This window comes from Blastomonas sp., from assembly GCF_041747255.1.
GTDB lineage: Bacteria > Pseudomonadota > Alphaproteobacteria > Sphingomonadales > Sphingomonadaceae > Blastomonas.
On record NZ_JBGTFM010000487.1, the window covers coordinates 1 to 11,620 of the forward strand.

General features: G+C 63.3%; 11 protein-coding genes, 2 tRNA genes, 1 pseudogene and 1 other annotated feature. Of the genes and pseudogenes, 10 read left to right on the top strand and 4 right to left on the bottom strand.

What is annotated here, in order from left to right; translation table 11 throughout:
* Window positions 1-340 (bottom strand): annotated as a pseudogene (locus ACEW8G_RS16110) (hypothetical protein); the annotation flags it as partial.
* Between the two features lie 602 nt (window positions 341-942).
* Between ACEW8G_RS16110 and ACEW8G_RS16115 the strand changes: the two are divergent.
* A complete protein-coding gene (locus tag ACEW8G_RS16115) occupies window positions 943-1,770 on the top strand; it encodes a VacJ family lipoprotein (RefSeq protein WP_373489411.1) in 828 nt (275 codons plus the stop codon).
* Window positions 1,771-1,782: 12 nt separating this feature from the next.
* Here the strand turns inward: ACEW8G_RS16115 and ACEW8G_RS16120 are convergent, their stop codons facing one another.
* Window positions 1,783-2,283, bottom strand: a complete 501-nt coding sequence (locus ACEW8G_RS16120; protein ID WP_373489412.1) for a MarR family winged helix-turn-helix transcriptional regulator — start codon at window positions 2,281-2,283, stop codon at window positions 1,783-1,785.
* 110 nt (window positions 2,284-2,393) lie between these two features.
* Here ACEW8G_RS16120 and ACEW8G_RS16125 point away from each other — a divergent pair, with 110 nt between their 5' ends.
* Both ACEW8G_RS16125 and ACEW8G_RS16130 read left to right on the top strand, forming a co-directional pair.
* On the top strand, window positions 2,394-3,479 hold the full coding sequence (locus ACEW8G_RS16125) for a branched-chain amino acid aminotransferase (protein ID WP_373489420.1): 1,086 nt from the start codon (window positions 2,394-2,396) through the stop codon (window positions 3,477-3,479).
* 102 nt (window positions 3,480-3,581) lie between these two features.
* Window positions 3,582-3,656: transfer RNA gene (locus ACEW8G_RS16130), tRNA-Gln, on the top strand.
* A 320-nt stretch (window positions 3,657-3,976) separates the two neighbouring features.
* Here ACEW8G_RS16130 and ACEW8G_RS16135 read toward each other — a convergent pair.
* Window positions 3,977-4,063, bottom strand: a tRNA-Leu gene (locus ACEW8G_RS16135).
* A gap of 223 nt (window positions 4,064-4,286) precedes the next feature.
* Between ACEW8G_RS16135 and ACEW8G_RS16140 the strand changes: the two genes are divergently transcribed.
* On the top strand, window positions 4,287-5,234 hold the full coding sequence (locus ACEW8G_RS16140; RefSeq protein WP_373489421.1) for a complex I NDUFA9 subunit family protein: 948 nt from the start codon (window positions 4,287-4,289) through the stop codon (window positions 5,232-5,234).
* A gap of 9 nt (window positions 5,235-5,243) precedes the next feature.
* On the opposite strand, the gene ACEW8G_RS16145 is transcribed toward ACEW8G_RS16140, so the two are convergent.
* Window positions 5,244-5,867, bottom strand: coding sequence for a TetR family transcriptional regulator (locus ACEW8G_RS16145; protein WP_373489413.1), 624 nt, complete (start codon window positions 5,865-5,867; stop codon window positions 5,244-5,246).
* Between the two features lie 60 nt (window positions 5,868-5,927).
* Between ACEW8G_RS16145 and ACEW8G_RS16150 the strand changes: the two genes are divergently transcribed.
* The 6 genes from ACEW8G_RS16150 (at window position 5,928) to ACEW8G_RS16175 (ending at window position 11,490) form a co-directional block, all read left to right on the top strand.
* Window positions 5,928-6,854 carry a metal-dependent hydrolase gene (locus ACEW8G_RS16150; RefSeq protein ID WP_373489414.1) on the top strand — a complete coding sequence of 309 codons (927 nt, stop codon included), beginning with the start codon at window positions 5,928-5,930 and terminating at the stop codon, window positions 6,852-6,854.
* A 163-nt stretch (window positions 6,855-7,017) separates the two neighbouring features.
* Window positions 7,018-7,070, top strand: a sequence feature (sul1 is cis-regulatory element that is thought to sense ions involved in sulfur or methionine metabolism; They are found in Alphaproteobacteria).
* An 84-nt stretch (window positions 7,071-7,154) separates the two neighbouring features.
* Window positions 7,155-8,639, top strand: a complete 1,485-nt coding sequence (locus ACEW8G_RS16155) for a SulP family inorganic anion transporter (RefSeq protein WP_373489415.1) — start codon at window positions 7,155-7,157, stop codon at window positions 8,637-8,639.
* A gap of 11 nt (window positions 8,640-8,650) precedes the next feature.
* Window positions 8,651-9,502, top strand: coding sequence for a universal stress protein (locus tag ACEW8G_RS16160; RefSeq protein ID WP_373489416.1), 852 nt, complete (start codon window positions 8,651-8,653; stop codon window positions 9,500-9,502).
* A gap of 1 nt (window position 9,503) precedes the next feature.
* Window positions 9,504-9,848 carry a TraR/DksA family transcriptional regulator gene (locus ACEW8G_RS16165; RefSeq protein ID WP_373489417.1) on the top strand — a complete coding sequence of 115 codons (345 nt, stop codon included), beginning with the start codon at window positions 9,504-9,506 and terminating at the stop codon, window positions 9,846-9,848.
* Window positions 9,849-9,934: 86 nt separating this feature from the next.
* Complete coding sequence (locus ACEW8G_RS16170; protein ID WP_373489418.1) at window positions 9,935-10,285, top strand: thiol-disulfide oxidoreductase DCC family protein; 351 nt, start codon at window positions 9,935-9,937, stop codon at window positions 10,283-10,285.
* Window positions 10,282-11,490 carry an FAD-binding domain-containing protein gene (locus ACEW8G_RS16175; protein WP_373489419.1) on the top strand — a complete coding sequence of 403 codons (1,209 nt, stop codon included), beginning with the start codon at window positions 10,282-10,284 and terminating at the stop codon, window positions 11,488-11,490. Before ACEW8G_RS16170 ends, ACEW8G_RS16175 begins: the two co-directional genes overlap by 4 nt.
* Window positions 11,491-11,620 lie beyond the last annotated feature (130 nt).

Consider the following 11,620-nt stretch of genomic DNA (forward strand, 5'->3'; position numbering starts at 1 on the left):
CGATCGCGGGCGGGACCGGCGATGGCGCCGGCGTGGCCGGTTGCGGGCGGTCTGGCATCTCCACCGGCTGCGGCGGCGGTGCCTCGTCCGATGCGCGTTCGGCAGGGGTCGGCGATTCTTCGGGCTCGGGCGTTTCATCAGGCTCAGGGTTGACCCCGAACACCGTCGGGATGGTGTCGTCGCGTTTGATGATGGCAGGCGCGAACGAGATCGAGAGCAGGGCGAGCACGATCAGCAGCTCTGCCAGCAGCGCAAAGGCGATGCCCGCGATGCGTCCTCCCAGCCGGACGCGCACCCGGTCTGGCCAGCTTTGCGCATCAAGATGAACGGGTGGGGACAAGGAACCTCATATCGCGCTGCGCGCGGCTTGCGCCCGCGCTATCATGCTCGCCCTTGCCGTGATTGACGCAGCGGCGCAACATATGTGTCTGCAAACAGTTGACGCAGCAGGATGAACAAAAGATGCAAACCCGGCAGAGCATCTGCAACCGCAAAGCGCGATTCGCTTCGCAGGACGAGGCGATCGCCACCGCGTTACAATCCAGCCTCGTGCTTCGGCCCTATCGCTGTGATCGATGCCGCCGGTTTCACCTCACCAGCCAGACCAAGGGCAAACGTATCGCGCGACCCTTGCCTGCGCATGAAACACAGGCTTGATTCCGACGTTGAACTGGCGCAGGCTAATTCATTACATATTCATGACGCGGATTGGATGCGCGTTATTTTCAATAGCCTGCCAACCGGGATGACAGTGTGAGTCTATCAGGATTTGCCTTCGCTATGCTGCTGGCCAGTGCGCCGATGTCGACAGACGCAGCGCTGGCAGTTGACTTTACCGCATTTGATCAGGGCGCGGCAGCCACGCAGCCGCTGGCGGTCGCACCTATAGACTGTCCTCCCCCACCCGACATGCCGCAACCTGGCTTGGCGAATCCGGCACCAATGGCAGATGTTGCCTCCGCACCGATTGGAAATGCGAATCCCGGTGCCAGTGCTGGCTCCGATCCCAACGCGGGCACCATCGTCGTCACCGCGCGCCCCGATTTGCCCGGCGATCCCATGGCGCAGATCAACGCACAGTCGTTTTCTGTGGTGCAGGATCTCGATGACGCCGTGGTCGGGCCCGTCGCCATGGCCTATGAAGAGGCGATCCCCAAGCCGGTGCGCCATGGCCTGCGCAACTTTATCAACAATCTGTTCGAGCCGATTGTCGCGCTCAATTTCCTGTTGCAGTTGAAGCCCGGCAAGGCGTTTGAAACGCTGGGCCGGTTCACGATCAATTCGACCATCGGCATTGGCGGGCTGGTGGACATGGCCAAGCGCGAGCCGTTCAATCTGCCCCGGCGGCGCAACGGCTTTGCCAACACTCTGGGCTTTTATGGCGTCAAGCCGGGTCCATTCCTGTTTTTGCCGCTCATCGGGCCGACAACATTGCGTGATCTGTTTGGCGGCGGCATCGATGCGCTGATCCTGCCGACGGCGCTCGGCGCGCCGTTCAACGATCCCGTTTACACCCTGCCCGCAGGGGTGATCGGTGCGCTCAACGGACGCGTGGCGCTGGACGAGCAGTTGACCAAGATCCGCGCCGAAAGCGCAGACCCCTATGCATCGGTGCGTGATCTGTATCTTGCCAAGCGGCAGGCAGAGATTGACGAGCTACGCGGGATTGTGCGGGCCCCGGCAGCAACATCGCCGGCGACGATCGGGCGCACGCCGGTGCCTCAGCCGAACTCCGCGCGCGATATGTCGCACTGCCCCCGCCCGCAATAAACGGTAGCGCTCTTAACGCCGCTCGCCGCCCAATTCAGAGATCAGCGCGCGGTCCTCATCGGGCACCAGCCCTTCGAGCACCTGCCAGAAGCCGGTGACGGCCTCTTGCCCTGCCTGACGATAGGCCTTGGCCAGCCTGCTGCGCAGCGCATCGAACAGCTCTGCCTCAAGCGCCGCGCCCGCCGGAGTCAGCCGCAGCAGCTTCTGCCGCCGGTCGATCTCGCCGCTGCGCGTCTCAATGAGGTCGCGGCGCTGCAGCTCGGTCAGTACCCGGCCCAGCGACTGTTTGGTGATCGCCAGTGCGCGCAGCAGCTGGCTCACGGTCAGGTCAGGATTGCGCGCGATGAAATAGAGCGCCCGGTGATGCGCCCGGCCCAACCCCTGCACCGCCAGTTGATCGTCAATCGACTTGGTCAGCCGGGTATAGCCAAAAAACAGCAGCTCGACACCGTGCCGGATTTCATCCTCGCGCAAAAACAGCGCCGAGGCGGTGGGAGAAGATGGGACAGGCATGTTGACCTTGATTGCCAGCCCGATTAGGTCTTGGCAAGCCCGCGTTCTGCAAAAACCTGCGCGTGCGCGCCAACCCGGCATTCCCTGCCGCCAAGCTGATCGGGACGACGATGCTGCCCTTTACCATAGAACCCACCCCCACCCCCACCCCCGCCGCTGTGCGCGATGCGGCGCTTGTTGATCCGGGCTTTGGCAAGCTGTTCACCGATCACATGGTGGTGGTGCGTTACAACGCGGCGCAGGGCGGCTGGGTCGATGCGCGGGTGACTGCACGTGCCCCCATCCCGATGGACCCCGCCTCATCGGTGCTGCATTATGCGCAGGAAATCTTTGAAGGGATGAAGGCCTATCGGCTTGCCGATGGCAGCACGGCGCTGTTTCGCCCCGATGCCAATGCGCAGCGTTTTCAGGCCTCTGCCACGCGCATGGCGATGCCACATGTGCCGCAAGACCTGTTCATCGCGGCGGTCGAGCAGCTGGTCACCATTGATACCGACTGGTTCCCCAAGGTTGAGGGCGGCGCGCTGTATCTGCGCCCATTCATGTTTGCCAGCGAGGTGTTTCTCGGCGTGCGGCCCGCGCTCGAGTATCTGTTCATCACCATCGCCTCGCCGGTCGGTGCCTATTTCAACGGCGGCGGCGCCCCGGTGACGATCTGGGCCTCGCAGAATTATTCCCGCGCCGCGCCGGGCGGCACGGGCGCGGCCAAATGCGGCGGCAATTATGCCGCCAGCCTTGTCGCGCAGGCAGAGGCCACCGCGCAGGGCTGCGACCAGGTGGTGTTCCTTGACGCGGCGACCCGCACTTGGGTGGAGGAACTGGGGGGCATGAACCTGTTCTTCGTGTTCGACGACGGGTCGATTATCACCCCGCCGCTGACCGGCACGATTTTGCCTGGTATCACGCGCGATTCGATCATCACACTCGCCCGCGACCTGGGGATGAGCGTGCGCGAGGAGCCCTATGCCTTTGACCAGTGGCGCGATGACGCGAACAGCGGCCGCCTGCGCGAAACCTTTGCCTGCGGCACTGCGGCGGTGGTGACATCCGTGGGTACGGTCAAGGATCCGAACGGCAGCTTTACCATTGGCGGCAACCAGAGTGGTCCGGTCACCGCCGCGCTGCGCTCGGCTTTGGTATCGCTCCAGCGCGGCGACGCGCCCGACCCGCACGGCTGGGTGCACCGCGTCGGCTGACGGGCACCGGCGTTCTCGCCAAAAAGGCGCTTGGCGGCTTGATGCAAATCCGTATATAGGCCCACTTCCCGCGCAGCCCAGCAGCGCGCGACGCAAGGGCATTGGGGTGTCGCCAAGTGGTAAGGCACCGGTTTTTGGTACCGGCATTCGCAGGTTCGAATCCTGCCACCCCAGCCAGCTTTAGAAATCTGCCTAAGGCATTGAAATTCAAAGAAAAAACCCGAGATTCGAAGCAACGTGGCTACCGGGTTGATTACGCCAGAGCATCAAGATTCGTCGTCGCACGAAGTGCAATAGGCATTGCCGTTCATCCAAACGATTTCCCCTGAAATCGCCCGCAGCTTCCCGGCCCGGTCATACACCAGGAAGTGGGCAGTCGCGCAGGCTTGCAACGTCCAGCCATTGCTGGCGCGCGAGTTCCGCCTCACTCGGCTTGAACCGACCATGCGCACGACGACCCCTAAGGGGTTGATTTTAATAGATTTTTTTTCGAAAAATGGTGCCCAGAAGAGGACTCGAACCTCCACGCCCTTGCGAGCGCCAGCACCTGAAGCTGGTGCGTCTACCAATTCCGCCATCTGGGCACGGGGTAGGAGCGCGCCACTAGCGGCTCTGTGATCAGCCGTCAACCGATTGGACGCGATTGACGGGGTAAAAAATCAGCGCCTGCAGCGTTGCCTCAGGTCAATGGCTGATGCAATGGCTGGCGCGCCTTCCTATATGTTCGATGTCTGCGCCCCAGCCCTTGTGGCGCACGGGCGACAACACGGCAATGGCAGACCAGACCAGACCAGAGGCGATAACATGATGCGCGACAGCTTGATCACGGTATTTGGCGGCGGCGGTTTTTTGGGCAAATACATTACCCAGCGGCTGTTGGCGGCAGGGGCGCGGGTGCGCATCGCGCAGCGTAACATCCGCGGTGCGCAGGATGTCAAGCCGCTCGGCAATCTGGGGCAGATCCAGCTGATCGCCACCGATATCCGCAAGCCCGACAGCGTGGCACGCGCGCTGCACCGGGCCGATGGCGCAGTCAATCTGGTCGGCATCCTCAAAGGCGATTTCGATGCTTTCCATCGCGACGGCGCGGCCAATATTGCCAGCGCGGCGGCAACCGCCGGATGCGGAGCACTGGTGCAGGTCTCCGCCATTGGCGCCGATCCGCAATCGAAAAGCGCCTATGGCCGCAGCAAGGGTGAGGGCGAAGCAGCCGTTCTGGCCGCGTATCCGCAGGCGACCATCCTGCGGCCATCGATTGTTTTTGGCCGCGAGGACCAGTTCATCAACCGCTTTGCCGGGCTGATCGCCAGCCTGCCCATCGTACCGATCATCGGCGGCAAGGCAAAATTCCAGCCCGTGTTTGTCGATGATGTCGCTGCCGCCGTGGTTGCGAGCCTGGCCAACCCAGCCGTGTTCGGCGGCAGAACCTTCGAACTTGGCGGTCCGGAGATCGTCAGCATGGCCGAGATCAACACGCGGATCGCGGCAGAAATCGGCGTGTCGCCGACATTTATCGATATGCCCGATGCGGTGTCCGCGCTGATGGCGCACGGCGCCGGCTGGCTGCCCGGTGCGCCGATCACCGGTGACCAGTGGGCGATGCTGCAAAGCGACAATGTGGTGGCCAATGGCGCAGACGGACTGGACGCGCTTGGCATCGCTGCGACGCCGATGGCAGCGATCATCGGCGATTACCTGGTGCGCTATCGCAAGCAAGGCCGCTTCAGCGTGCGCACCAAGGTCAAGCCCGGCTGATATTCGCCTTTAGCTGCCGGGGGTAATCTCCACCACCGTGGCCGCACGCTCGGCCTGCCAGCGTTCGAGCGAACCATCGAGCTGGCGTGCCGCAATCGCGCGTGCCGTGTCGCGTGGAAGCCCCAGCGCGCCCGCCAGTTGCGCGCCCATCAAGGCATCGCCCAGCGCCATGATGCACAAGGTCAGCGTGTCTTCATGCAACAGCCGCCCGTCCGGCCCGTGCTCGGCGAGGTCGTCAACCAGCTGGTGGATCGCCTCGACAATCGGGTCGAGCGCATCTTCGTTGCCCGACAGCATCATCCAGCTGGCCAGCGCCCCTGCCCCCTCGCGGTCGAATGCATCGAAGGCAAGGTCGACAATTTCTCGCGCGCTGCCCTCGCCCGAGCGGGTCTTGATGACCGCCGCGCCGATGGTCTGGCAGATTTCCTTCGCCAGATAGGCGGCGAGCGCCTTTTGCAGCCCAGATGCCGAACCGAAATGGTGCAGCAAATTGGCATGGGTGCGCCCGATGCGCCCGGCAACCGCTTTCAGCGTTACCGCCTGCGGCCCGGTTTCGATCAGCAGGTCGCGCGCAGCGGTGAGCGCTGCCAGTCGGCTTTCTTCAGGGCTAAGCCGTCTCTTGGCTATTGACATCTATGTAAGTAACCTTATTGTCATGCTTGTTAGTAACAATCTAGCATTATGGACCCCGCCATGAACGCTCCGCAATCCTTTTCCGCATCCGCACCGGCCCGGCGCAAGCACACCCCGGCAGACCTTGAGCTGATCGTGCGCGACAGACGCTTTGGCCGCGCCGCCACGCAGGACCGCTGGTGGATGGGGGGCGACCCCATCGGAACGGCGTTTTACAACGCGCTTTCAGTTACCTTCCCCAAGGGCGAAGCGTTTTTTGTCGAGAGCGTCAAGGCGTTCCGGGAAGGCACGCCCGAGCGGCTGCAGAACGAAATTCGCGCGTTTGTGAAGCAGGAGGTCAACCACAGCCGCGAACACGTGGCGTTCAACCGCCGCGTGGTGGATGCGGGCTATGATGTCACCAACCTTGAGGTCAAGGTCGATGAGGCACTGGCGCTGACCAAGGGCCGCCCGCAGATCGCCAACCTCGCATCGACCATGGCGCTGGAGCATTTCACCGCGATCATCGCGCAGCAGTTGCTGGCCAACCCCAGGCATCTCGACAGCGCCGATGCAGAATCGCGGCAGCTGTGGCGCTGGCACGCGATGGAAGAAATCGAGCACAAAGGTGTCGCGTACGACACATGGCTTCATGCCACCAGGGACTGGAGCCGCTGGCAACGCTGGAAGGTCAAGTCGCTGGTGATGCTGGTGGTGACCAAGAATTTCGTTGAGAACCGCGCCAAGGGCATGCTTGAGCTGCTTGCGCAGGATGGCCTGTCCGGCCCGAAAATCTGGGCGAAGCTGGTTTGGTATGCGCTCGGGCGTCCTGGGATGTTGCGCAAGATCATCCTGCCGTGGATCAGCTATTTCATGCCCGGCTTTCACCCGTGGAAGCACGACGACCGCTATCTGATCCAGCTGGCCGAGAGCGATTATCAGGATGCAGTGATGGACAAGACCGCTTCCACCAAGCCGCAGGCACCGGCGTTGGTGCCCGCCGAGTAAATCACCGCCGTTTGGCGCAAGACACTTTCGGCGTGTGCGGCCTCATTTGAAGGCTGCACACGCCCAATTTGCGTTCTGAATTAGCAGTAATGCAACGACACAAGTTACGACCAGCTGTTCGCACTTGCAACATCCGACGAAACCGGTTAGCGAGCGTGCGACCATCGGACCCGGCGTGCCGGGTGGCTCGGCCCGGCGCCTACCCCCGGGATAACCATTAGACACACCGGTTCTCGCATCTGCGACAAGGTATTTCGTGCATTCGTCACGCTGCACGGATGGGCGGGTCAGGGTATTTTCATGTTTTCCATTGCCACGCTCAGGCGCGAATGGCTGGCCAATCCGCGTGCGGATATTCTGGCCGGCATCGTCGTTGCGCTTGCGCTTATCCCCGAAGCCATCGGCTTTTCGATCATCGCCGGGGTTGACCCGCGCGTCGGGCTCTACGCCTCGTTCTCTATCGCGGTGATCATCTCGCTGGTTGGCGGACGTCCCGGGATGATCTCTGCCGCCACCGCCGCAATTGCAGTGCTGGTCTTGCCGCTGATCCAGCAGCACGGCGTAGACTACCTGTTCGCTGCGACCATCCTGATGGGCATCGTTCAGGTCATTGCCGGGTTCCTGCGGCTCAATCTGCTGATGCAATATGTCTCGCGCTCGGTGATCACCGGCTTTGTCAACGCGCTGGCGATCCTGATCTTCATCGCGCAGCTGCCCGAACTCACCGGCGTGCCGATGCTGACCTATGTGCTGGTTGCGGCCGGGCTTGGCGTGATCTATCTGCTGCCGCGCCTCACCAAGGCGGTGCCGTCGCCGCTGGTTGCCATCGTCGTTCTGACGGTCATTGTCTATTATGTGGGGCTTGACGTGCGCACCGTCGGCGACATGGGCGAACTGCCCTCGTCGCTGCCCGCCTTCCTGATCCCCAATGTGCCGTTCACGCTGGAAACGCTGCAGATCATCCTGCCCTATTCGCTGACAATGGCGGCGGTCGGACTGCTCGAATCGATGATGACCGCGCAGATTGTCGATGACCTGACCGACACCGGATCAGACAAGCAGCGCGAGATGAAGGGCCAGGGCATCGCCAATTTCGCCACTGGTTTTCTGGGCGGCATGGGCGGCTGTGCGATGATCGGCCAGTCGGTGATCAACGTCAAATCGGGTGGTTCGACGCGGCTGTCGACCTTTGTCGCAGGCATGTTCCTGCTGTTCCTGATCGTCGTGCTGGGGCCATTGGTCGCGCAGATCCCGATGGCGGCGCTGGTCGCGGTGATGATCATGGTCTCGATCGGCACGTTCAGCTGGCGGTCGATCAAGGACATCCGCCATCACCCCTGGCAGTCCTCAGTGGTGATGATCGTCACGGTCGTCATCGTTGTATGGACGCACGATCTGGCGCAGGGCGTGCTCGCCGGGGTTATCCTGTCGGGGCTGTTCTTTGCGAGCAAGGTCAAGCGGCTGTTTACGGTCGACTCCAGCCTGTCCGCCGATGGCAATACCCGCACCTACAAGGTGGGGGGACAGGTGTTCTTCGCTTCATCCGATGCCTTTGTCGCCGCGTTCGATTTCAAGGAAGTGCTCGACACCGTCATCATCGATGTCAGCGCCGCGCATTTCTGGGACATTTCAGCGGTGGGCACGCTCGACAAGGCGATCCTGAAGTTCCGCCGCGACGGCACCAAGGTTGAGATCATCGGTCTGAACGAGGCTAGCGCGACATTGGTGGACCGCTATGCTGTCCACGACAAGCCGGGGGCTGAAGCGCAACTCGGCGGACATTGAGGAGAGAAATCATGGAGCATGTGCTCGCCTGCATCGACGCCTCGGTCTATTCCGACAGCGTTTGCGACCTGTCCGCCTGGGCCGCGCACAAGCTGGATATTCCGATTGAGTTGCTGCACGTTGTGCAACGCCATGAAGCCGTCAGCGAGCGCCATGACCTGAGCGGCGCGATAGGCCTTGGCGCCAAGAGCGTACTTCTTGAAGAGTTGACCAAGCTGGAAGAGGCTGACTCGCGGTTGCAGGTTGAGCGTGGGCGAGCCCTGCTGGCCGTCGCCACCGAACGGCTCAAGGCGGCAGGCATCACCCGGATCGACCCGCTGCACCGCCATGGCGGCATCATCGAGACGATCCTTGAGCGTGAGGAAGGTGCGCGCGTCGTCATCATCGGCAAGCGCGGCGCTGACCACGCATTCGCCGCCGATCACATCGGATCGATGGTCGAGCGCGTGGTGCGCGCCAGCACCAAGCCGGTGCTGATCGCATCGCGCCATTACAACGAACCGCAGTCGGTGGTGCTGGCCTATGATGGCAGCAAGCATGCGGACCATGCGCTGGAACGACTGCGACTGTCGGCATTGTTCACAGGCATGCCGGTGCACATCGTGATGGCGGGCAGCATCGATGGCAAACATCGCGCGATGCTCGACAAGGCGGCGGCCAGGCTGGATGGCAGCGTTGCCGTCACCACCACATTGCAGCAGGGCAAGCCCGAAAAGCTGATCAGCGATGTCGTCGCCGCGACGCCCGGCGCGCTGCTGGTGATGGGGGCATATGGCCACTCGCCGTTCCGCACTTTGATTGTCGGCAGCACCACCACCGCGATGATCCGCACCGTCCACGCGCCGGTGCTGCTGGTGCGCTGACATGGCGCTCGACCTCGACGATCTGCGCGCGCGCCTGATCGCGCAACGTGCGGCGCTGGTTGAGGAGGATTCGGTTTCCGAACAATCACGCGCCCCGGTGACGCTGGAGCAGGACAGCGTCGGGCGGCTGTCGCGGATCGATGCAATGCAGGTGCAGGCGGTGGCGATGGCGCAGCAACGCCGCCGCCAGTCCGAACGCACCGCGATTGATGCCGCGCTCGCCCGCTTGGACAGCGGTGAATACGGCTATTGCCTCGTCTGCGGCGAGGACATTGCCGAGGCACGGTTGATCAACACCCCGGCGGTGACCAAATGTATCGAGTGTGCCCGCGCGGTGCCGGTGTAAAATTAACTGCACACCCGGCCTTTGTTTGGCCCGGGGCAGCCTTATATGGCTGTGATGCTGGCCTTCGCGCAATCGATAACGTAGCCATGACAGACGTAACCGTATGGTTCGATGGCGGCTGTCCGCTGTGCACGCGCGAGATCGCGCTGATGCGGCGGCTGGACAAACGCGGTGCGATCACCTTCCTTGATGTGTCCGCTCCCGACGCCGTCTGCCCGATGGACCGCCAGGCGCTTCTGGCGCGCTTTCACGCCAGCGAAAACGGCCAGATGCTCTCGGGCGCCGCTGCCTTTGCCGCGATGTGGCGCGCGATCCCGCTGCTCAAACCGCTCGGCTGGGCGGCGCGCAACCGGCTGGTGTTGTCCCTGCTTGAACGGCTGTATCTGCGCTTTCTGCGGGTGCGGCCACGGCTGCAAAGCATGCTTGGCCCGTCATGACAGAGGCTGCGATATTCCCGGCCACCCGCGCTGCGGCGCTTGAGCGGCTGGCCGCGTTCGTGCCCCACGCCGGTGCGGATTACGCGCGCGGGCGTAACAGCGACCCCGGACCTGGGCACCCCAGCGCCGTGTCAGAGCTCTCGCCCTATGTGCGCTACCGCATGATCACCGAGCAGGAGATCGTGCGCAGCGTGCTCGCGCGCCATGCGCTCAGCGCCGCCGACAAATATGTGCAGGAGGTGTTGTGGCGCACCTACTGGAAGGGCTGGCTGGAAATGCGCCCGCAGGTGTGGCAGCGCTTCCTTGACGAGCGCGATCATCAGCGCGACCATTTCACGGATACCGGCGCGCTTGCTGTCGCCGAGGGCGGCGCCACTGGCATCGAGGGCTTTGATGACTGGGCGCGCGAACTGGTCGCCACCGGCTATCTGCACAACCATGCGCGGATGTGGTTTGCCTCGATCTGGATTTTCACGCTGCGCCTGCCCTGGGCGCTGGGCGCGGATTTCTTCCTGCGCCACCTGCTCGATGCCGACGCCGCCAGCAACACCCTGTCCTGGCGCTGGGTGGCGGGGCTGCAGACGCTCGGCAAGACCTACCTCGCCCGTGCGGACAACATCGCGCGCTACACCAATGGCCGGTTTGAACCGCAGGGGCTGGCGGATAAGGCCGTGGCGCTGACCGAACCGCCGGTGGGCGGCGCAAAGCCCCTGCCCACGCCGCTTGCCTGCGATCCTGGCCAGCCTGCGTTGCTGCTGGTGACACATGAAGACATGCACCCTGAATCTTTGCGCGCCAGCATCGGCCCGATTGCTGCTGCCCTGGTGGTTGCGGATCGTGACCTGCTGTGGAGCGATGCCTCGCATGGCTTTGTGCAGGCCGCCGCGCAGGATGCGGCGACGCGGGTTGCATCGGATTTCGGGTGCGCGACTTCGACCACTGCATGGCTTAACGCAGAAGCGCTGATCACCGCCGCGCAGCAAGCCGGTGCACGCCAGATTGTCACCCCCTATGCCCCGGTCGGTCCGGTCGCCGATGCGCTGGGACGGCTGACCCCGCTGCTGGCGGGCGAAGGCATCACGCTGGCGCAGGTGCGCCGCGCGTGGGATGATCGGTTCTGGCCGCATGCCAGCAAGGGATTTTTTCCGTTCAGGGAAAAGATACCGGCAGCGCTCGCCGGGATCGGCGCGCTGCCATTGTCTTGACGCCTATGCCTCGATCAGCGGAATCTGCGGCGCGGCATCACGCGCGGTCAGCCCGGTAAGGCGCGGATCGGGCAGCGTCTCGATCTCACGCGCGAACGGCACGAAGCCCTGCTTGCAATAGAAGCCGAGC